19 protein-coding genes and 5 pseudogenes are annotated in these 20,433 nt (G+C 41.7%); 16 read left to right on the forward strand and 8 right to left on the reverse strand.

Annotation, left to right across the window (positions count from 1 at the left end):
- Nucleotides 1-3: 3 nt before the first annotated feature.
- Entirely contained in the window at nt 4-2,094 is a 2,091-nt protein-coding gene (locus tag VL20_RS19470; RefSeq protein WP_052277509.1) for a PP2C family protein-serine/threonine phosphatase, read from the forward strand.
- A gap of 131 nt (nt 2,095-2,225) precedes the next feature.
- Nucleotides 2,226-3,275: a hypothetical protein gene (locus VL20_RS19475; RefSeq protein WP_052277510.1), complete on the forward strand. Its 1,050-nt coding sequence runs from the start codon at nt 2,226-2,228 to the stop codon at nt 3,273-3,275.
- Nucleotides 3,276-3,346: 71 nt separating this feature from the next.
- Here VL20_RS19475 and VL20_RS31305 read toward each other — a convergent pair whose 3' ends face one another.
- Complete coding sequence (locus VL20_RS31305; RefSeq protein WP_158499372.1) at nt 3,347-3,499, reverse strand: hypothetical protein; 153 nt, start codon at nt 3,497-3,499, stop codon at nt 3,347-3,349.
- 35 nt (nt 3,500-3,534) lie between these two features.
- Here VL20_RS31305 and VL20_RS19480 point away from each other — a divergent pair, with 35 nt between their 5' ends.
- The 3 genes and pseudogenes from VL20_RS19480 to VL20_RS19490 form a co-directional block, all read left to right on the forward strand.
- On the forward strand, nt 3,535-5,133 hold the full coding sequence (locus tag VL20_RS19480; RefSeq protein WP_052277511.1) for a SpoIID/LytB domain-containing protein: 1,599 nt from the start codon (nt 3,535-3,537) through the stop codon (nt 5,131-5,133).
- A 240-nt stretch (nt 5,134-5,373) separates the two neighbouring features.
- Nucleotides 5,374-6,471 carry an RNA-guided endonuclease InsQ/TnpB family protein gene (locus tag VL20_RS19485; RefSeq protein ID WP_052277512.1) on the forward strand — a complete coding sequence of 366 codons (1,098 nt, stop codon included), beginning with the start codon at nt 5,374-5,376 and terminating at the stop codon, nt 6,469-6,471.
- Between the two features lie 628 nt (nt 6,472-7,099).
- Nucleotides 7,100-7,381 (forward strand): annotated as a pseudogene (locus VL20_RS19490) (reverse transcriptase N-terminal domain-containing protein); the annotation flags it as partial.
- A gap of 234 nt (nt 7,382-7,615) precedes the next feature.
- Here VL20_RS19490 and VL20_RS19495 read toward each other — a convergent pair.
- Nucleotides 7,616-8,473 (reverse strand): IS5-like element ISMae4 family transposase, encoded by an 858-nt coding sequence (locus VL20_RS19495; RefSeq protein WP_052278519.1) that lies wholly within the window; start codon nt 8,471-8,473, stop codon nt 7,616-7,618.
- Between the two features lie 135 nt (nt 8,474-8,608).
- Here VL20_RS19495 and VL20_RS19500 point away from each other — a divergent pair, with 135 nt between their 5' ends.
- From VL20_RS19500 to VL20_RS33050, 4 genes and pseudogenes are all read left to right on the forward strand, one after another.
- Nucleotides 8,609-8,878 (forward strand): reverse transcriptase domain-containing protein, encoded by a 270-nt coding sequence (locus VL20_RS19500; protein ID WP_369800416.1) that lies wholly within the window; start codon nt 8,609-8,611, stop codon nt 8,876-8,878.
- 166 nt (nt 8,879-9,044) lie between these two features.
- Nucleotides 9,045-9,848, forward strand: a pseudogene (locus VL20_RS33040) (reverse transcriptase domain-containing protein); the annotation flags it as partial.
- Between the two features lie 186 nt (nt 9,849-10,034).
- Nucleotides 10,035-10,322: an HNH endonuclease gene (locus VL20_RS33045; RefSeq protein WP_284526183.1), complete on the forward strand. Its 288-nt coding sequence runs from the start codon at nt 10,035-10,037 to the stop codon at nt 10,320-10,322.
- A 98-nt stretch (nt 10,323-10,420) separates the two neighbouring features.
- Nucleotides 10,421-10,573: pseudogene (locus tag VL20_RS33050) on the forward strand (RNA-guided endonuclease TnpB family protein); the annotation flags it as partial.
- An 11-nt stretch (nt 10,574-10,584) separates the two neighbouring features.
- Here the strand turns inward: VL20_RS33050 and VL20_RS19510 are convergent.
- From VL20_RS19510 to VL20_RS29545, 4 genes are all read right to left on the reverse strand, one after another.
- Nucleotides 10,585-11,274 carry a potassium channel family protein gene (locus VL20_RS19510; RefSeq protein WP_002750520.1) on the reverse strand — a complete coding sequence of 230 codons (690 nt, stop codon included), beginning with the start codon at nt 11,272-11,274 and terminating at the stop codon, nt 10,585-10,587.
- A 102-nt stretch (nt 11,275-11,376) separates the two neighbouring features.
- Nucleotides 11,377-12,711, reverse strand: a complete 1,335-nt coding sequence (locus VL20_RS19515) for a TrkH family potassium uptake protein (RefSeq protein ID WP_052277515.1) — start codon at nt 12,709-12,711, stop codon at nt 11,377-11,379.
- Between the two features lie 9 nt (nt 12,712-12,720).
- Entirely contained in the window at nt 12,721-13,869 is a 1,149-nt protein-coding gene (locus VL20_RS19520) for a glycosyltransferase family 4 protein (protein ID WP_052277516.1), read from the reverse strand.
- Between the two features lie 169 nt (nt 13,870-14,038).
- Nucleotides 14,039-14,194, reverse strand: coding sequence for a DUF2256 domain-containing protein (locus VL20_RS29545; RefSeq protein WP_072927368.1), 156 nt, complete (start codon nt 14,192-14,194; stop codon nt 14,039-14,041).
- A gap of 36 nt (nt 14,195-14,230) precedes the next feature.
- Between VL20_RS29545 and VL20_RS19525 the strand changes: the two genes are divergently transcribed.
- Both VL20_RS19525 and VL20_RS19530 read left to right on the forward strand, forming a co-directional pair.
- Complete coding sequence (locus VL20_RS19525) at nt 14,231-15,028, forward strand: RNA methyltransferase (protein WP_052277517.1); 798 nt, start codon at nt 14,231-14,233, stop codon at nt 15,026-15,028.
- 30 nt (nt 15,029-15,058) lie between these two features.
- Complete coding sequence (locus VL20_RS19530) at nt 15,059-16,240, forward strand: serine hydrolase (RefSeq protein ID WP_052277518.1); 1,182 nt, start codon at nt 15,059-15,061, stop codon at nt 16,238-16,240.
- 3 nt (nt 16,241-16,243) lie between these two features.
- Here VL20_RS19530 and VL20_RS19535 read toward each other — a convergent pair whose 3' ends face one another.
- Entirely contained in the window at nt 16,244-16,510 is a 267-nt protein-coding gene (locus VL20_RS19535; protein WP_008204472.1) for a glutaredoxin family protein, read from the reverse strand.
- A gap of 8 nt (nt 16,511-16,518) precedes the next feature.
- Here VL20_RS19535 and VL20_RS19540 point away from each other — a divergent pair, with 8 nt between their 5' ends.
- From VL20_RS19540 to VL20_RS33850, 3 genes and pseudogenes are all read left to right on the forward strand, one after another.
- The gene (locus VL20_RS19540; RefSeq protein WP_052277519.1) at nt 16,519-16,758 is read left to right on the forward strand and encodes a hypothetical protein; all 240 of its coding nucleotides are present in this window, start codon (nt 16,519-16,521) and stop codon (nt 16,756-16,758) included.
- A gap of 525 nt (nt 16,759-17,283) precedes the next feature.
- Nucleotides 17,284-17,988 (forward strand): Uma2 family endonuclease, encoded by a 705-nt coding sequence (locus VL20_RS19545; RefSeq protein WP_052277520.1) that lies wholly within the window; start codon nt 17,284-17,286, stop codon nt 17,986-17,988.
- 172 nt (nt 17,989-18,160) lie between these two features.
- A pseudogene (locus VL20_RS33850) lies at nt 18,161-18,262 on the forward strand (ParA family protein); the annotation flags it as partial.
- 26 nt (nt 18,263-18,288) lie between these two features.
- On the opposite strand, the gene VL20_RS19550 reads toward VL20_RS33850, so the two are convergent.
- Complete coding sequence (locus VL20_RS19550) at nt 18,289-19,443, reverse strand: ISL3 family transposase (protein WP_052275466.1); 1,155 nt, start codon at nt 19,441-19,443, stop codon at nt 18,289-18,291.
- A 17-nt stretch (nt 19,444-19,460) separates the two neighbouring features.
- Between VL20_RS19550 and VL20_RS30885 the strand changes: the two genes are divergently transcribed.
- Together VL20_RS30885 and VL20_RS29555 are read left to right on the forward strand one after the other, a co-directional pair.
- Nucleotides 19,461-19,607, forward strand: coding sequence for a hypothetical protein (locus VL20_RS30885; RefSeq protein WP_158499373.1), 147 nt, complete (start codon nt 19,461-19,463; stop codon nt 19,605-19,607).
- A gap of 117 nt (nt 19,608-19,724) precedes the next feature.
- Nucleotides 19,725-19,949: pseudogene (locus tag VL20_RS29555) on the forward strand (hypothetical protein); the annotation flags it as partial.
- Nucleotides 19,950-20,433 lie beyond the last annotated feature (484 nt).

A 20,433-nucleotide genomic window follows, 5' to 3' on the forward strand; every position in this document is an offset into this window, starting at 1 on the left:
TTCATGGATTCCGTGACAACCCTCCAATGTCAAAACCTAACCTGTCTATCCCCGAACGCTCTCACTAATAGATTCTGTGAAAAATGCGGTACTCCTTTAGTTAAGCGCTATTTATGGATGATGGGTGATTGGGTGAGAACCTATTATCATGTTGGCGAGCTAATTGATAATCGTTATTTGGTCAAACAACCACAAATTGTTCTTGATACTAAACCCGCTCAAGCACCCCAAGCACCGGAAGAACCTCCTAGCTGGCTCTCCCTCTACCTAAAATTGTTACCCTTCCATCTCCACATTCCCCAAGTCTATGGCTATATTCCCAGTCCCGATGAACGCTTGAATATGGACATCTGGCTGTTGGAATACGGCACTATTCCCCTCGATCAAACGGGAGAATTAATATATCCGGAACTATTGCCCACTCTAGCCGAGGTTTGGTCGCAAGCTTCCGATTTAAGACAAATTCACTGGTTATGGCAAATGGCCAAACTCTGGCATCCCCTTCAGAGAAAGGCTGTAGTCTCTAGTCTGCTCAACCCTTCGCTGACGAGAGTGAATAATCAGCTGCTGCAATTGCTAGAATTAAGCAAAGATGAGGCCACCGCTCCCAATTTAAAAGATTTAGGAGCTTTCTGGACCGGTCTGATCCCGACGGCAGCCGCTAATATTCAAGATTTTCTCGTATCCCTGACCCAAGAGCTAGAATCCGGTGATCTCGATCGCCCGGAATCCCTGATCGCTATCCTCGATTATGCACTACAGCACTACGGTGGAGGTCAAGAACGCAGCTATGAGATTTTTACCTGCACTGATACCGGTCTGATGCGGGAACACAACGAGGATGCCTGTTATCCCCCGACTAATCAGGCCATAACCCTCGCTCATGGTCAAAATCCCCTGGCGATTGTCTGTGATGGCATCGGCGGTCAGGAAGGGGGCGAAATCGCTGCTCAATTAGCGATCGAAACCCTGTCTAGGGAAATTAATCCCAGTCCCACCACTAATATTGAAGTCTATCCCGATAGTTACAGTCTTGTCCTCGAACAGGCGATTCGTGTCACCAATGATCTGATCAGTCAACGCAATGATCAGGAGTCAAGACAAGATCGTCAGCGCATGGGTACGACTCTAGTTATGGCTTTTGCCCAGGCCCAGGAAATGTACGCGGCCCATGTGGGGGATTCCCGCATCTATTGGATTACTGCCCACAGTTGTCATCAAGTGACGGTGGATGACGATCTCGCTTCCAGGGAAGTGAAATTAGGCTATCTCCTCTATCGTGATGCCATACAGTATCCCAACGCGGGGGCCTTGGTGCAAGCTTTGGGCATGAGTAGCGCCAATAATCTCCATCCCACCGTTCAGAGGTTGATTATTGATCAAGATTGTGTTTTTCTCCTCTGTTCCGATGGTTTAAGTGATTACGATCGGGTAGAACAATACTGGGACAGTGAAATTGTGCCTCTTTTGCGAGGAGAGAAAAATGTAACCGCCGTGGGGGAAAGTTTATTACAACTAGCTAACCAGAAAAACGGTCACGATAACTCCACCATCGCCCTAGTTTATTGTCGGGTAGTTCCTGCGGCTGAACCTGTCACGCCTTTAGTTTATGCTGAGGCCAAAGAACGGATTATTCCCGATCTTAATGACCAAGATTTTGATCACAGCGGGGACACCTACCCCGGAGAAGAAGTGGTGACAGCAATACCCACTCCCCCCCCTGCATCTTCTTCGGTTTCTAGTCGTACTTCTCCCCCCGCGCTCACTAGGGTTTCACCCCTAGTCGTAGTAGTGATCGCTGTCGGTGTTCTCGGTTTGCTGGCTGCGATCGCTTGGCAATTCTTGAGTCATAATCCCCCTTCCAATCCACCGATTTCTCCCGCACCCGTCACCGGTCCGAGTCCCACGACCGGGACGACACCTCCCGCACCCGTCACCGATACCAATCCAGGGACGACACCTCCCGCACCCGTCACCGATACCAATCCAGGGACGACACCTTCCCCACCTGTCACCGGTCCGAGTCCCACGATCGGGACGACACCTTCCGCACCCGTCACCGGTCCGAGTCCCCCCAATGCTTCCCCTAACTAGGGTTTGCAGCAAAAAGTTTTTCGTGGGGACAGGGTGTGGGGTGTGGGGTTTTACCTGACGATTAATCGGCTTGTCGGGGGTTGCCTGAGCGAGTTAAGATAAAATGCCCGATTAACTGCCGAGTCTATCCTATGGTTGATGCTGCGACGTTCTCCTCCGACACCTCCGCGATCATTGATGCCTTTGAAACGCCTCTAGAGTTTAACTTTCAACTGCCGGATCCCGAAGATGAAACCATCCAAGATCATGACTTTCAGCAGCAACTGGATTCTTTTTGGCAAGTCTGCGATCGCTTTGATTTGCAAACGGAAATCTGGCGGGGGCGAATTTTACGAGCTATTCGCGACCGGGAGAAGCAAGGCGGTGATAGTCGCGGTACAGGCTTTTTAAACTGGTTAAAACAGCGAGAAATCACTAAAAGTCAAGCTTATGCTCTGATTCAATTGGCTAATAGTGCCGATACTCTCCTGGCAGAAGGACAACTGGATCCCGATAGTATCAATAAGTTCAGTAAACGCGCCTTCGTAGAAACGGCCAAATCTGCCCCCGAAATTCAAAAATTAGTCAGTGATGCGGCCCGACAAGGGGAGAGAATTACCCGTCGGGAAGTGAAGCAATTGGCCGATGAATGGACGGCGATGAGTTCAGACTTACTACCCGATGAGGTGAAGGAAAAAGCCGGCGATGGCAGTTTACCGGCGCGTCATCTCGCTCCTCTAGTCAAAGAATTAGAAAAGTTACCCGATACTCATATCGAAACTCTCCGTCAAGAAATCGCCGCTAATCCCGATGTAGATACGGTAAAACTAATCACCTCGGAAGCACGCAGTTTAGCCAAATATCTCGACGCGGCGGCCCAAGTACAAACTCTCCGACGGGGTAATTTAGATATTGAAATGGCTCTAGAAGAAGCTTTGCGCGTCGATTGTCTAAATACGGCGGCGGATCTGGTTAAACAAGCCACACAATTAGAGCAGGCCGTGGCTAAACTTTATACTACTTGGAAACGTTTGGGTAGTTTGTCCGATCGCCTTTATGTGGATACGGGAGCAAGTAATCCCCATCTGCGATCGATGTTAACCTGTTTGGAAAGTTTAACCAGTGAAGTGATCGAAGTAGAACTGGATGAGGGTGGGCAAAAAATGGTACGTTTACGCATTATCAGCGATGGGGGAAGTTAGATGCTTTGTTGGTGGTTGGGGTGTTAGGGTGTTAGGGTGTTAGGGTGTTAGGGTTTTAGGGTGTTAGGGTTTTAGGGTTTTAGGGTTTTAGCTGAAATTCCCCATTTCCCCACTTCCCCATTTCCCCATTTCCCCATTTCCCCACCTCCCCACTTCCCCACTTCCCCACTTCCCCACTTCCTAACCCCTAACGGCTTGCTGCTATAATCTCTGAATATCGTCAACTTTTATGAAAACTTATTAACAGATACTTGACTTTATGCTAAAAATCAAGGAAAAAAAACCAATAATTAGCATCGGTTCTATAACTGCGGCGATCTTGCTCAGTTTAACCCTAATTCCTGCCGCTATGGCCAAGGATGTGCTTCTGAGAGTGGGCATTGTCCAACGTTTTGGCGATGAAGCCAAGGAAAAATTAACCCTGAGCAGTACCAGTGGTGATAATCTCACCCTCCGCATGGTGGGAGAAGATGGCCAATCCCAAACCCTGCAAACCAATCGCCTACAATTAGAAGTTATTCCCCGTCCCCTCGCTTCTCCCATCCTCCAAGAAAAAGTCATTTTAAGCGACCACGCCACCTTTGAAACCGCCGAAAATAGTGCCAAAAATTGGGCAAAAATGGGCATTAAAGTGGAAATTACCCAACCCGGACGCTGGCAGGTTTGGGCAAAGCGAGAAGTTTATGAAAATCCCCTAGTGCGACGTTGGTTGCTGACCAGTTTGCAAACCAAAGGCCACAATCAACCCTATATTAATAGTGTTTTACTCAAAGAAAAGCCGCAAGTTTCTTTCCAGATCAACGGGGTGCGCTATTTTCCCAAAGAATTAGAAATCGAGAGCCAAAAAAACCTGATTCAAGTCACCCATAGCCCCGATCAGGTACGTTTGTACGGGGGAACTATGCGCCTACAGCCCAACGCCTACGGCACTTTTACCCTAGTTAATAACGTTCCCCTCGAAACCTACCTGCGCGGGGTTGTACCCCACGAAATCGGTCATGATGCCCCAGAAAGTGCCACCCAGGCGCAAACTATTATCGCCCGCACCTACGCCCTCCGCAATCTCCGCCGTTTTCAAGCCGATAATTACGAACTCTGTGCCGATACCCATTGTCAAGTTTATTATGGATTGACGGGAACTAATCCCCGGGCTGATCAAGCGATCGCAGCCACGCGAGGCCTGGTTTTAACCTACCAAAATGAGTTAGTGGATGCCCTTTATTCCTCCACCACCGGCGGGGTAACTGCCCTCTTTAGTGATGTGTGGGATGGGGAAGAAAGACCTTATCTCCGGGCAGTGGTAGACTCCCCTAATCGAGTTTGGGATCTGTCGAAACAATCTCTCGCTAATGAGACAACTTTTCGCCAGTTTATTAATCTTAAAGATGGTTTTAATGAGACGGGGCGACGGGTTTTTCGCTGGCAAAAACAAGCTTCTTTAGCTGATTTGAGTCAAGACCTAGAAACCTATCTAAAACGCAGAAAACATCCCCTCGCCCACTTCCAGAAAATCCAATGGATGGAAGTGACTAAGCGCTCTCCTTCTGGTCGGATTCTGACTATGACCATTCAAACCGATAAGGGGATTTTGGAACTCTATAAAAATGAGGTGCGTAGCGCTTTTGGACCGCCTCGCAGTACCCTATTCTACATCGATCCTATCTACGATACCAATCGACAGATCCAGGGTTATAACTTTATTGGTGGCGGTTTCGGCCACGGGGTAGGATTAAGTCAATTTGGTTCCTATAATTTAGCCCGTTTGGGTTGGTCTCCCGAACAAATTCTCGCTTTCTATTATCCCGGCACCACCATCCAACCTCTCAATAATTCGATTATCTTTTGGCGAGGAAATTAATCAGTTATCAGTTATCAGTTTCTGAAGGCAATAGGCAATAGGCAATAGGCAAGAGAAAGGCTCTGACAATTCTCCTACCTAAAAAGAGGATTAGAAACTAAGTAAATCAAATGTTTGACTAAAATTTACCGAAATTTTGGGTTAAAGCCCCGTCCTTTTAGGACGGCTTTTTAAACTATAGCTTGTTAACTTAACTTTTATTGTGCTATACTGATTTTATCTAAGTAACCCGTGCGTAAAATGTTTGTCTTAGAGTTTAAAGTTAAAGCTAAAACTCAACAGTATCAAGCCATAGACGATGCTATTCGTACTGCTCAATTCATCCGTAACAAATGTGTAAGGTTATGGATGGATACAAAAGGTACGGGTAAGAACGATTTATACCGATATTCTAAAGAATTAGCTCAGGACTTTAAATTTGCCGATGAACTTAATTCAACTGCTAGACAGGCAAGTGCTGAACGTGCTTGGAGTTCAATTAGTCGTTTTTACGACAACTGTAAACGTAAAGTATCAGGCAAAAAGGGGTATCCTCAATTTAAAAAATCTCGCTCTGTTGAATACAAACAATCAGGATGGAAGCTTCTTAGCCCTAAAACTGTTAAGTTCACTGACAAGAAAAACATTGGTGTTCTTAAGTTGGTAGGAACTTGGGATTTAGGGTACTTTCAAGAATCCGATATTAAACGGGTTAGGTTGATTCGGAGAGCGGACGGTTATTATTGTCAATTTGTCCTTTCTTGTGACGTTAAAGAAGATGTTAAACCATCAGGTAAGTGTATTGGTTTAGATGTAGGTTTGGCTTCTTTCTATACAGATCACAATGGCAACAAGGTTGATAATCCTCAATTCTTGAGAAAGTCTGAGAAACGATTAAAACGACTTCAAAGGCGATTATCTAAAAAGAAAAAGGGAAGTAAAAATCGTCAAAAAGCTAGACAAAGATTAGCTAAAGCTCACCTTAAAGTAAGTAGGCAACGTAAAGACTTTGCTGTGAAATTAGCAAGGTGCGTAGTTCGCTTCTTAGATGTGATAGCCTACGAGGATTTAAGAGTTAAGAACTTAGTCAAGAATCATTGTCTAGCTAAATCGATAAATGATGCGGCCTGGTATCAGTTTCGGGAATGGATAGAGTATTTTGGGGTTAAATTCGGCAAGATAACGATTGCTGTCTCACCGAATTATACAAGCCAAAACTGTTCAAACTGTGGTGAAACTGTCAAAAAATCTTTATCGACTAGAACCCATCAGTGCAAATGTGGATGTGTTTTGGATAGGGATGAAAACGCCGCTATAAAGTGCGATTCGTTCAGTCGAAACCTAGAAATAGGGGGATGACTGGCCTCTGTTGAGTAACCCTAACTGGGTTGAGTACGCACTTTAATCCTCAGCAGATGACAACTTCATAACCTTGTAAGTGAGGGCTAGTATCCTAGAAACCCCAAGTCTTACCTTCCAGACGCAGGAATGAAAGCAAACGCCCTTACGGTAGCGACTAGCCATCAATCCGTAAAGCAGGGAATCGAGCGGAAAAAGCGACTTATAGCCTAAATAAGTCAACCGTAAGCAAGTTCCTATGGATAACGAAAGTTAAGTCATCGTCCGAATTACCGTTACGGCGAAGCAGTGAAATAAGGCTGACACACTGCCAGTACCAAAAGGTCAATAGTATAGGGTGGTATAAGGATTTGTATCGATATACCAAGCGTTACCCAAAAACTCGGTAAAAAGATGACATCCTAAAGGGAACAAACCAAAGGTTATGAGGAACGAAGTAACCCTATTATTACTCTTTAGTAAAGGTCGAAAACTAAGAGCAGTCAGCTAAGACGAAAACTCTGCAATACAGCAGGTAATAGTAGGGAAAGATTGAGTCAAAAGCCAACGCCTATTTGTAACGAATAGGATATGCAGACGGACTCACGATTACATGGAATGAAAAGTTGTAAGTAGTAATGTAAAAGTTATGACCACTGTTCAACAGATGGATAAATGGAAGACTTGGCAAGACATCAATTGGAAAAAGGTTGAACGTCAGGTTTTTAAGTTACAAAAACGAATTTTCAGAGCGTCTAGTTGTGGAGATGTCAAGAAGGTTCACAGACTCCAAAAATTATTGTTAAAGTCCTACAGTGCTAAAGCGTTAGCGGTGCGTAGAGCAACCCAAGACAATCAAGGAAAGAAAACCGCAGGTGTGGATGGAGTTAAATCTCTAACCCCAAAACAACGGTTAACCCTAATGACTAGAACTCTTGCAAATTAATTATATGTTATAATGATGGGTTAACTAATTTTCCCCAAAAAATCAGTTAACCAGTACATTCGTTCTGAATGAAAACTTGAAGTTTAACTTTTAACTCAAAACTCTTTAGATATGCTTTAATTTGGTTATCAAAACCTCTTTATTTAAGCGGCACAAACTATCTCAATTATAAAAATTGAGAATAAATTCTCCTTGACTTGATTAATCTTTAGGCAACTTTTAAGAAGCTGCTATACCTATCCCTAACTCACAGTTATAAATAGCCGCCAACAAGTTAACTCTTAAACTATATCTTCGACGACGATTCCGATATTTACAGGATAAGATTTTAAAGGTTTTGAGTTTCCTATTTATATGTTCAATGATAATCCTTTCTTTGGCTAAAGCCTTGTTATACTCTTTTTCTAACTCTGTTAATTTTCTATTTTTCGATTTCTTTTTCGGTGTATAACTATTACTATGGTATGCAGCTATTCCCTGATAACCACTGTCTTCTATGCTGGTAGTTAAAGGATGAAAACGAACTCGACTTTTTTTAAATAAACTAAAATCATGACCTCTACCTTTCCCACAAAAGACACAGATAATTTCCTCGGTATTTTGATCAGCTACTAATTGGGATTTTAAAGTATGATAACCTCTTTTACCTCCCAAAAAATCTTTCTGTTTCTTTTGGGGGCGTTCAATGGGAGTTTCCGTTACATCCATTACCGTTATGACCGGTATCTCTGCTTGATTGAGTAAAGCTTTTTTTCCTTTTAAACGGAAGTTTCCCGATTGTAAAAGCATTTTTTCCGTCTTATTTACAATCCGACATATAGTTGATTCTGATAGTTCCCAGCTTGTACCAATGTGAAAATATGTTCTATATTCTCGCCAATATTCTAACGTTACTAAAACTTGTTCTTCTATAGATAGTTTAGGTTTCGGTCCCCTTTTAGATGGTGAATTAGAGTCGGCTTCAACACTTTTTACTGATTCTACCATCTTTCTATATGTTGGTTTATACACACCGAAACGGCGTTTGAATTGTTCATCTGATAAGTTTTGATAATCCATAATTTTGCTAATAAACATAGCAAAATTATAGATGATTTCCTCACCTAAGATCACATTTTATTCTTTTTTCCACTTCAATCTAAGAATTGAGAAAAAAGCAAAACCTTATATTATACCATAAAAAAATTATGCAAGAGGTCTACTGAACTAAACTTGGGAACAAAGGTCAAACCCACACGCCGAGTATGGATTCCCAAACCCAACGGCGAAAAACGACCTTTAGGAATACCTACCATGAAAGACCGTGCCTTACAAGCACTAGCTAAACTGGTACTAGAACCAGAGTGGGAAGCCAAATTCGAGCCTAACAGCTATGGATTTAGAGTAGGACGCTCTTGTCACGATGCTATAGCAGGGATATTCCAAGCCATTAACAAAAAGGCAAAGTATGTTCTGGGAGCATCTCACTTACGCGATGAGTAATTATACTTAGCCTAAAAGCCACTCTTAATCGTGTCTTGGAACGAAATAGAGGCTTTTAAAGACCGCGTACATGGAGAATTAAAACAAGAATTACCCTCGAAAAGCCTATTTTTCTACTAAGTATTTATGCTCATTGCAAAGGTGAGATGCTCCCTATGTTCTTGATGCAGATATAGCTAAATGCTTTGACCGCATTGACCATCAAAAACTGTTAGAAAAACTTAACACCTACCCAACCATGAGGAAACAAATCAAATCATGGTTAAAAGCAGGAGTCATAGACGACAAACAGTTATTCCCAACCTCAGAAGGTACACCGCAAGGCGGAGTGTTATCGCCATTATTGGCAAATATAGCACTTCATGGGTTAGAGGAATTGGTTATGAATCTAGCACCCTCATTTGACATGAAACGCAAAGACGGGACACAAATGAGTGTTAGAGACAAAATAAAATCAGTGACCTTAATCCGATATGCAGACGATTTTGTGGTACTACATGAAAACCTAGGGGTTATTCTCCTAATCAAAAAGGAAATAGAGGGATGGTTACAAAACATCGGACTTGAGTTAAAACCAAGTAAAACAAGAATAGCCCACACACTGAGAGAAGATGAAAGCGAACAAGCTGGATTCGACTTTCTAGGGTTTAATATAAGACAATTTCCCGTCGGTAAATACACCTCGGGAAAAGTCAGAGGTAATCTGCTTGGTTTCAAAACAATAATAACCCCTAACAAAGAGAGTCAAATAAGACACTATAGAGAACTTAAACGCATCATAAACACCAGCAAGGGAATCAACCAAGCTGAACTCATTAAAAGGTTAAACCCTGTAATAAGAGGATGGTGCAATTACTTCTCAACAGTGGTTAGTCAGAAAATCTTTGAAAGATTAACCCACATCCTAGGGCATAAACTCATCAAATGGGGGATAAAACGCCATCGAAACAAAGGAAGAAAGTGGATTTCTAAAAGACACTTTCACACAATAGGTGGCAATAACTGGGCTTTCACAACCAGAGAAGAAAATAATCCTCTAAGGTTGTACGAACATAGAGAAACGGAAATCCGACGCTATGTGAAGGTCAAAGGGAACGCCTCACCCTACGATGGAAACCTAGTTTATTGGAGTTCAAGAATGGGGACTCATCCCGAAATGCCAACAGAAATTTCAAAACTGTTGAAAAAGCAAAAAGGGAAATGTACTCACTGTGGACACTTCTTAAGAGATGGGGATTTAATGGAGATAGACCACATCACCCCTAAATCACTAGGGGGGAATAACAGTTACAATAACCTCCAACTTCTTCATCGACATTGCCATGATGAAAAGACAGCCAATGATGGCAGTCTAGGCAACAAATCTGACTGCAATAGTGTCAAGCCAGAACCGCCCATACCAGATAATTACATCTGGGTAAAGGATATGTTGGTAATGACGTAGGAATGACAAACCCCGTGTAGTTGAGGAGCGGAATGACGAGAAATTGTCACGTTCCGTTTTGTAGAGCAGTAGGAGAGGCGACTCTCTTACTGACTTTAATCATCCTTAAAAGGGGACTAAGTACGGTAGGGCATACCGGAACCTTTGGGCTCGATCCAATAAACGCTTGGGGAGAGAATACCTCTACTTTTTCAGAAGCAATTCTGTCTAAGCAAGTAATCTCTGTGAACCAAGAATCCCCGTCTCTTTAGAGCGGGGAGTGTCAAATCGGTAAACGCTGAATATCTCGGTTAGAACCAATCACCACCATTGCTAAATCCTTGTGTAATCTTTCTTGGGGATTGGGGTTAATCTTGAATTTTTCCGCATTACCGACAGCGACAATATTTAACCCATAACGATTACGAATTTCTAACTCTGCTAGGGTTTTACCGTGAAAAGCTTCCGGGACTTTTAACTCGACAATACTATGTTCGGGATCGAGATCAAATCGTTCTAAAATTGATGGTCTAGTTAAACGGTGCGCTAACTCACAACCAGCATCGTATTCGGGAAAAACTACTAAATCTGCACCAACTTTTTTGAGTAATTTTCCATGGATTTCTGTGGAGGCTTTAGCGGCGACAAAATTAACCCCCGCTTCCTTACAATTGAGAGTAGTAATGATACTTTCTTCCACGTATTTACCAATAGCGACAATCACCGTATCGGTTTCAAAAATTCCCGCTTCTCGCAGAGCGTTAGGTTTGGTAGAATCAAGCTCGATCGCATTATCTACTATCCGATCAGATAACGCTTGCGCTACTAATCCTTCGTCAATATCTGTCCCTACCACCTGATAACCTTGTTTGCGTAGGGTTTCACAGACGGCGCGCCCAAATCTGCCTAATCCGATGACGGCAAATTGACGATTTTGGGGACGCATACTACTAAAAAATTTAATTGATTGCATAATTTTAATTGAAGCTGTTACGCATTTAAAATGCTAGTATCAATGAGTGAGGAGACAGGAGAAACTGATAACTGATAACTGATAACTGATAACTGATATTAATTATCCCACTAAAAGGTTTTCTTCGGGGTAATTAATAACTGTTGGTTTCGGATCGCCGATAATAGCCGCTATTAAAAGTATAACTCCTACCCGTCCCAGATACATCATAAAAACAATAATTAACTTAGAAATCGGTGATAAAGCGGCGGTTATTCCCATAGATAAGCCGACAGTTCCAAAGGCAGAAACTACCTCAAAAAATAGTTGAATCATTTTAAAATCTGTCTCCACAAATGAGATAGCTAGGGTGGAGATAATAATCGCTATAACCGAACCAAAAACCACCGCCATTGACTTTAAAATTAACGGCATGGGAATGCGTCTTTGATAAAGAGTCACTTCTTCATGTCCCCGTAAAACCGAGCGGGTACAGTTATATAAAATCCTAAAAGTTGTGGTTTTAATACCTCCCCCTGTACCACTAGGACTGGCTCCTATAAACATCAAAGCCATGGTAATTAACAAACCTTCTACGGAAATTTTACCAATATCAATGGTATTAAATCCTGCTGTTCTCGATGTTACCGATTGGAACCAAGCGGCCAGGAATTTATCTTTAAGTGATAAATTAGCTAAAGTGTCACCATTTCCCTGTTCAGTAAGTAGAAAAGCTAATGTTCCTATCACTAATAAAAATATGGTTGTGCTGATAGCAACTTTGTAGTTAAGCGAAAAAACAAAGCCTTTTCGTTTATATTGAAAGCGGTAAATAAACCAAGTGTAAAACTCGATAATTACCTGATAACCGATACCTCCAAAAATGATTAATCCTGTGATAGATAAGTTAATAATAATTGAAGAATGATAGGAAATTAAGTTATCTTTAAACAAGCCAAAACCCGCATTATTCCAAGCACTAATACTATGAAATAAAGATAACCATACCGCATATCTAAAATCATACTTTTGGGCGAAGACAGTTAACATAACAAAAGTTGCTGTTAACTCAAAAACTAAAGTAGTAGCAATCACTGATTTCATTAAACTTTGACTACCTTGTAGGAAAGGTCGATCAAAGGATTCTTGAATTGCTAACTTCTGTCTCAGGTCAAATTTTCGCCCAATTAATAACATTAAAAAAGTGGTAGTGGTCATATATCCCAGTCCACCCACTTGAATTAATAAAGCAATAAATAATTGACCCCAAAAAGAAAAATAAGTACCCGTATCTACCACTGCTAAACCCGTGACACAGACAGCAGAAGTGGAGGTAAAGAGGGCAACAATTGGGTCATTCCAAGTGCCGCTAGTGGTAGAAACAGGCAACATCAACAGGGAAGTTCCCGCTAAAATTACCGCAATAAATCCCAAGCAAATTGTCCGGGCAATCGTCATATAAATTCCTTAGTGAAAGTAGCTAAGAGAAGATTGTTTTTGGGCTAACACTTCTTGATAAACTAACTGTAAGCGATCAATATTTTTGCTAAGAGTGTAAGAGTCTAAAACTCTTTGACGGGCTTTTTGACCTAAAATTGTGGTTAATTCGGGATGATCTCGTAATACAGGCAAGAGAGTTTTTAATTGGGTAATTAGTCCTTTAGTATCTAGAACTATTCCCGCACCTTTTAACACTTCCCCATCGGCACCCACATCCGTAGCCAGACAAGCAACACCGCAGGCCATCGCTTCCAAGAGGGAAATCGATAAACCCTCCACTAAAGAGGGTAAAATAAAGCCGTCAACCCCGCGCAAAATTTCAATTCGTTTATTTTCATCGCCGATAAAACCTAACCAGATAATACCATCTTCTTCCCCATAAAAAGGTTTAAGGGAAGGAGTTAACGGACCATCGCCAACAATGAGCAGTTTGCATCTATCCCCTAAATTGGTTTTTTTCCAAGCTTTCAATAAAGATTCTACATTTTTCTCCGGCATGATCCGACCGAGATAAACAAATAAACAATCAGCATTATATTGCGCTTTAATATTCGATGGTCCTGGAGAATACTTATTAACATCAACCCCATTGGGAATAATTGCTAATTTTTCTTCGGGAACTCCCAATTTAACTAAAAAATCCCGTTGAGAGGTGGAAAAAATAATTACCTTATCGTAATTAGCTAAAAAAGGGGCGTGTAGTTGGTAGGTTAATAATTGGGTACTGGAGATGATATTGCGAATTTTACTATCAAAAGCCGGGTGAAAAGTCGCCACCAGAGGCAAATCTAAAGACTCACAAATTTCTGGTAGCAGAAAATCGAGGGGAGACAGGGGTAAGGACGCATGAACTAGATCGGGTTTCAGTTCCCTGAGTTTATCCTGTAGAACCCGACTCGATTTCAGGGTGGGAATAGTATAGACTTGGGAACTATAGAGACGTGGCAGGGTGATTTCGTCGTAAAAGTCAGGCCAATCGCTTACGGTGGGTTTTTCGGAAGAAAAATGTAGAAAACTGACTTGATAATCTCGATCGAGCAGGGAATTAGTCACTTCTCGCCCATAGGTAACGTTACCGCAAAAAGGAGATTTTTTTCCTAACCAAGCAATGTGCATTCAGATTCTCTTAAGAAAAAGTTAATTTAGCCAAGTATCAGCTTACTAAATTAGTCGTAAAATTAAAAGCTAATAGAGTACCTAAGCAAAATTAATTACCCATCTAAGTCCTCAGCTAAAAATTGCCTTTTGCAAGAGTGCCTATTTGATAGTTAAAATTCTCGGCTTTTTACTGATTGGCCGAGGACTTGCGACGACGACAGCGTTCTGAACAGTATTTGACCTCATGCCAACAGTTTTGCCACTTTTTGCGCCAAGTAAAGGATAAACCGCAAACGGGACAAGTTTTACTGGGAAGATCGGACTTCGAGGGCTGACGTGCCATGATTAAAATTAAAAAGTCAAAAACTGCGCCTTATCTATGAGTGTAGATGAAAATAATCAGAGTTCCCCACTCGATCGCCTGAGAATTATTTTAGTTGAACCAGCCGGAGCCTTAAATGTGGGTTCCACTGCCAGAATTATGCGGAATATGGGCTTAAGTCGCTTAATTATCGTCAATCCCGTCTGTGATATCCTTGCAGAAGAAGCGCGACGCATGGCAGTACACGGGATTGAAGTCCTAGAAAACTGTTCACAGGTAGCCACCCTTGGGGAAGCTTTGCAGGGTTGTCATCGCATCATTGCCACCACCTCGAAACCCCGTCACCTGAATACTCCCCTTGAAACACCCCGGACCGCCTTACCCTGGTTACTCACCCCTAACCTAGAATCGGCCCTAATTTTCGGGCCAGAAGACCGGGGTTTAAGTAACAGCGAACTGAACCACGCCCAGCGTTTTGTCGGTATTCCCGCTAATCCTCAATATTCCTCCCTCAATCTCGCCCAAGCGGTGGCGGTTTGCTCCTACGAACTGTACCAAATGACCAGGGAAAATAGGCTCGAAACCCCGGTAGAAACGCTCCCTAATGCCACTTTTGAAGCTCTAGAAGGCTATTATCAGCACTTAGAGAGCTTTTTGCTCAAAATTGGCTATCTTTACCCCCACACCGCCGCCGCTAGGATGGAGAAATTCCGGCAATTTTATCATCGGGCCCGGCCCACGGTGGAGGAATTAGCCCTGCTGCGGGGTATTATCGGTCATATTGAAAGTATCGGGCAACTTTTTCTCGGTCTTGATAGTCTCAAGGGCAAGAAAAAAAATTCTCCTAGCGATTGATAATAAATCTGGATACCCTTGAGGAAAACCGTGACTCGTCAAGTAACTCGTCGTCCTACTAAAGTCCAATCTAGCCCTGGGTCCCCTAGGTCCCTGGACTCAAATAATAAAAAAAAGCCTGTAGCCGTTAAAAGGGCAAAAAAACAGCGTAAACCTAACCTAATCGCTTCTTTTCTCCTTCAGGTTCTTCGCTTCTCTATCCTTGGTGTCGGTTTAGGTGCGATCGCTGGTACGGTTTTAACGGTGGTGGATCCCAGCAAATTACCCCTACACCCAAAACCCACCGCTACTAATTCCCCGACTCCCAAACCCGTCACCCCAAAACCGACCACCTTAGTTTTAAACGAAAATCTCAGCAGCCTTAACCAGAAATTACAGGCTTTAGCGGTCAAATATCCGAAATTACAGGCTGGAGCTTTATTTATTGACCTTGATAACGGTGCTTACGCTAATTTTCGAGAAGATACTATTTTTGCTGCCGCTAGTACGATTAAAATCCCGATTCTGGTGGCCTTTTTTGAGGATGTGGACGCGGGGAAAATTCGTCTCGATGAAACCCTTGTGGCCAGTAAGGATGTCCTGGCCAGTGGGTCTGGGGATATGCAGTATCTAGGAGTGAATAAAACCTATACTGCCCTAGAAACCGCCACTAAAATGAACGTAATTAGCGATAATACCGCTACTAATATGTTAATTAAGCGCATGGGCGGCAAAAAGGCTCTTAATCAGCGTTTTCAAGCTTGGGGTTTGACCAGTACGGTAATTAATAACCCTTTACCAGACTTGGAAGGAACCAATACCACAAGTCCGAGAGATTTGGTGACAATCTTAGGAAAAGTTAATCAAGGGGAATTACTCAGTTTACGTTCCCGCGATCGTCTATTAAATATTATGCAGGAAACGCGCACTCGCACCCTGCTGCCCCAAGGTATCGAGAAATCCGCCGATATTGCCCATAAAACCGGTGATATTGGCTCGATGTTAGCGGATGCGGGGATTATTGATATGCCCAACGGGAAACGCTATCTAGGAGCAGTGATGGTCAAACGTCCCCACAATGATAGTAACGCTAGGACTCTGATTCAACAAATATCGCGCACGGCCTACCAACACTTTAAATGGTATCAAACTCAACCGGCAGCCAAACCGCAACCAGTCGCCCAGTCTTCTCCCTCTCCTAGTCCAGTCGTTAGTCCTAGTCCGGGTAATTAGCCCCTAGGTTAAATTATTGGCTAAAAGACGGGCCAATTGTTCGGCATTTGCCCGGGGGGAAAGACGAGGAAGGATTTTTTCCCCCGTGGCCAGTTTTTGACAGAGGACGGGGATTTCGTACTGATAAGCGTTAAACCAATCCTCTCGACTGGTAATGTCCCTAATTTCTAACTGCCAGTCCGGTTGACGGATTTTTTCTAGTTTCTCTAGCAACCCTTCGCAAAGATGACAGTCCGGTTTACTGTATAAAATTAGTTCTATGGTAGTCATAAATATTTATGTTCATTACCTCCACGATTAGTCTCTCATCAACAATTCTACAAACTCCCACACCCACAACGACTTTAAATAATAATTTAGTTAATTCAGGTTCTCAAGATCTAGTCTATATCGGTGTGTTTCTTCTGGCAATTACCCTGGTCATGGTTATTGGTATTATCAATAAGAAAATTGAATACGCTCTCATTTTTGCCGCCACTCTCACTGTGATTTTAATTGCTTTCCTCTGGTTTTTATAAGTCCTTCAACCAAGGGGATTGAAGGCAAATCCCCCTTAATAAAGATTAACGGCTCTCGTTGATTCACCTTCACCGAATTGTTAAGTAATTCGAGTTCAGACTTGACAAAAATCTCCCTAGGACCGAGCGGAAGATTAAGGAGTGCATCTCACATTTGCAGAAATACCGACAATTAGCAATTATCAGTGACTCTTAAATTAGTACAAAAATATGAACAATCGCGTGTAAGCATCCCACCGAAAAACTAATGCGCTCCGGGGTTTGGGTCCCAACGGGGGGTTTGGGTAGGGTTGATTCATGAATCAACCCTACTATGAATCAACCCTACCCAAAAGCTTGGATTGAGTGATAAAACCGAAAGTAACGCCCAATTTTAGGAGAAAGTTTCCCCTTAAAAATCCCAAATTAGTAGATTTACAAAAATGAGATGCACCCCAAGCAAAACGATCGGACTTATAATATAATTGTATTGATTGTCCCTTGTTGCTAGAATCACCCCAAATTGACTCAATGGGTTTATAAACGATGACAACCCTAGATATTGCTACCGATATTGTCTGTCCTCCCACCGATTTATGGAGTGATGAACCACCCGTGGAAAGTGATCTGCATTTACAACAAATTATTTTATTATTATCTTGTCTTGATTGGCTCTGGCAAGATAGAAACGATTACTATGCCTCGGGCAATTTGACTATTTATTATAACGAAAGACAACTGAAACAGCGAGATTTTTGTGGACCAGATTTTTTCGTGGTTTTAGATACAGAGAAACGTCCCAGGAAAAGTTGGGTCGTCTGGGGAGAAGGGGGTAAATATCCCAATGTAATCATCGAAATTCTCTCCAATTCCACCGCTAATGTGGACAGAAAAGCCAAAAAGGAACTATATCAGCATACTTTCCGGACTCCTGAGTATTTTTGGTTTGATCCTAATACCTTAGAATGGCAAGGATTCACTTTAATCGAGGGACAATACCAACCGATTACCCCCAATGAAAACGGTTATTTATGGAGTAAGCAACTAGGATTATATTTAGGGATTTTTGCCAATAAATTGCGCTATTTCACCGAATCGGGTGAATTAGTCCCCACCCCTCAAGAGTCGGCCCAACAGGAAAGATTAGCCAAAGAACGGGAAAGATTAGCCAAAGAAAGAGAACAACAACGGGCGGAAAAATTAGCCCAAAAGCTGCGAGAATTGGGCATTAATCCCGATGAAATTGCTTAAATATCCAGTTGGGGGTTTTAGGGTGGAAACCATGGCGCAATTTTTCCTTAATTGCTAGGCATTAAGACGAGGAATCCGAAAGTCTGATTATAGCCTAGAAATCATGGCAAAATCTCCACACTGATGTTATGATAACGACCAAGGGTAACAATCTTCAAATATAATTAATGCCATGGTGCAAAAAATAGCTTTTTTTAATCATAAAGGTGGAGTGAGCAAAACTACAACCACTTTTAACCTTGGTTGGATGCTTGCTGAGAAGGGCAAAAGGCTCTTCTGGTTTTCGTGTGTTAATTTTTGTTATGAATTAAAGCAAGCAAACAGCTTAAGTCGAAGATGTTCAAAATTGGTAAATCCATAACTCATTCTTTTAATAAGCTTTATTTTGGTATTCATTCCCTCAATTAATCCGTTGGTTGTCTGATTTTCAAAGTAATTACAAATACCTGGCAAATGCTTCTGGATCATCCTGGCACTACTTTCATATAATATCCCGCCTATTCTTATCCATTTTTCCAATTTTCTCTCAGCACCTCTGAACGTTCTACTACTTTGATAAATTTGTCTAATTTCTTCTTTCATTTCCCAGGCTATTCCTAAGCATGGATGTTCTTTCAGAATAACTTCTAGTTGTTGTTTTTGCTCGTCCTTTAAGTCCTCTTTATTCTTCCATAATAAATGAGGTAATCCTTTTTCATGCACCCCCATTAACTTTCTCAATTTATTAAGCTCGTCATTGATGATAGCCATTACATGAAAACGGTCATAGATGATTTTAGCATTGGGAAATAATTCCTTGATCACTGCTGTAAATCCTGACCACATATCGACGCTCACTTCTTTCACTTTCTCCCGAACTGCGTCTGGCTGTGCTTTTAAGGCTTCCATTAATTCTTCTTGCTTATGTCCTTTAATCACATCTAGTAAAATTTTCTTGTCCATATCTACGACCGTTGTGATGAAATCTTTATGTCCTTTTAAGTTACTAAATTCATCTAAGCTTATTCGTTCTGGTGCTTCCCACTCTTCCTTTTCTAGTTCTTTAGCACAGTGATTAAATATTAACTCAACTTCTGACCATCCTAACCCTTCTTCTCGACTTATTTCTTCGATGCTACAATTTTTTACTCTCTCATAAATCATCGATTCATAGCGAATTGTATGATGCTGTCTTAATCTCATAAAACTCAGTCTTTCGCTGATATACTTTTGGCACTTTTGACAATGAAACTGACGGCGTGGTACTTCTAAATATACTGGATTACCTAATATTGACAAGTCTCTGACTAGATTATACTCTGTCTGATTGATTCTGTCTAAGGTTTGATGGCAATTCGGACATTCAATTGTTTCATTTAAAAGAGCAAGCTTTAGGAAAATTGTCTGAGCAATTTTTTGATAATTGACCACTGTTACATTTGGTAAATCGAGGAGTTGATCAAAATTTATCCACATAACCCACCTCCTGTTCTGTGTTACTATTATACCATGCTCACACAGAACCTAGAAGAGCCGGCAAAAGAGTAATTATTGTCGATACCGATCCCCAATGTAACTTAACTGGTATGGCTTTGACTAATGAAAGTGAAGATAGGGAGGAAAGACTACAAGCAATCTAAGTAGGGAGGCGCAATTATTTGTAGGATGGGTTAGCGGTAGCGTAACATAATCGGGCGTTGGGTTTCATGCTTCAACCCAACCTACGTTCATCTTATATTTAATTCCACCCACCTACTTACAATACTTGCTCTAATATTAAAACAGCTTTAGCACCTGCTTTTGAGTCTCAACCGAGATTAATTGAAGCTGTGGAATGTATTCCTATTGATGGTCGTGATAACTTATTTTTACTGCCCAGTCATGTGGGGTTGGCTGAATGTGAAGTTACCCTAGGTCTTGCTCAAGAACTTAGTGGGACAATTCAGACTTTAAAAAATCTCCCTGGTGCGATTACATATTTATGGCTCTTCGGTAATTGTGGCTCTTCGTTACTTGTTATGGTTCGATAGGGGGGCATAAATCGACTAAATCCTTATCTGGCAAGAGACTTAATTGATTAGTTCGCTCTAAATTGACAAAAATCGCTAAATGCCTTTCTATATAACCCACATTCCGCACCCTAAGCTGTCACAGAGAGAAATTACGGAGAGAAAAAATCAAAGTGAGCATAAAAATAAACATAAGGAGCGAAAAAAGGCATTTGAGAAACAGTAAAGCACCAAAAATGGCATCAAAACCTATTCTCAATAAGGAGCAATAAGAATTAACACCACCTAGAGGAGTCAACAGATAAATAAAAGAAGAAATCCAAGAGATAAATCATAATTTAGAATAATCAATTAAAGTAAAAAACTAAATTATAGACATAGTAAAATGGAGCTATAAATCAAAGATATTAGCTCATGTTCACTCATAGAAATTAAATTGATAGAGATAATAATTAGG

It is taken from the genome of Microcystis panniformis FACHB-1757 (assembly GCF_001264245.1).
Lineage (GTDB): Bacteria > Cyanobacteriota > Cyanobacteriia > Cyanobacteriales > Microcystaceae > Microcystis > Microcystis panniformis.

Bases quoted from the DNA above. Each gene is read 5' to 3' on its own strand.
- VL20_RS19470 (WP_052277509.1), top strand. From the start codon at position 4: ATGGATTCCGTGACAACCCTCCAATGTCAAAACCTAACCTGTCTATCC.
- VL20_RS19475 (WP_052277510.1), top strand. From the start codon at position 2,226: ATGGTTGATGCTGCGACGTTCTCCTCCGACACCTCCGCGATCATTGAT.
- VL20_RS19480 (WP_052277511.1), top strand. From the start codon at position 3,535: ATGCTAAAAATCAAGGAAAAAAAACCAATAATTAGCATCGGTTCTATA.
- VL20_RS19485 (WP_052277512.1), top strand. From the start codon at position 5,374: ATGTTTGTCTTAGAGTTTAAAGTTAAAGCTAAAACTCAACAGTATCAA.
- VL20_RS19495 (WP_052278519.1), bottom strand. From the start codon at position 8,473: ATGTTTATTAGCAAAATTATGGATTATCAAAACTTATCAGATGAACAA.
- VL20_RS33045 (WP_284526183.1), top strand. From the start codon at position 10,035: ATGCCAACAGAAATTTCAAAACTGTTGAAAAAGCAAAAAGGGAAATGT.
- VL20_RS19510 (WP_002750520.1), bottom strand. From the start codon at position 11,274: ATGCAATCAATTAAATTTTTTAGTAGTATGCGTCCCCAAAATCGTCAA.
- VL20_RS19515 (WP_052277515.1), bottom strand. From the start codon at position 12,711: ATGACGATTGCCCGGACAATTTGCTTGGGATTTATTGCGGTAATTTTA.
- VL20_RS19520 (WP_052277516.1), bottom strand. From the start codon at position 13,869: ATGCACATTGCTTGGTTAGGAAAAAAATCTCCTTTTTGCGGTAACGTT.
- VL20_RS29545 (WP_072927368.1), bottom strand. From the start codon at position 14,194: ATGGCACGTCAGCCCTCGAAGTCCGATCTTCCCAGTAAAACTTGTCCC.
- VL20_RS19525 (WP_052277517.1), top strand. From the start codon at position 14,231: ATGAGTGTAGATGAAAATAATCAGAGTTCCCCACTCGATCGCCTGAGA.
- VL20_RS19535 (WP_008204472.1), bottom strand. From the start codon at position 16,510: ATGACTACCATAGAACTAATTTTATACAGTAAACCGGACTGTCATCTT.
- VL20_RS19540 (WP_052277519.1), top strand. From the start codon at position 16,519: ATGTTCATTACCTCCACGATTAGTCTCTCATCAACAATTCTACAAACT.
- VL20_RS19545 (WP_052277520.1), top strand. From the start codon at position 17,284: ATGACAACCCTAGATATTGCTACCGATATTGTCTGTCCTCCCACCGAT.
- VL20_RS19550 (WP_052275466.1), bottom strand. From the start codon at position 19,443: ATGTGGATAAATTTTGATCAACTCCTCGATTTACCAAATGTAACAGTG.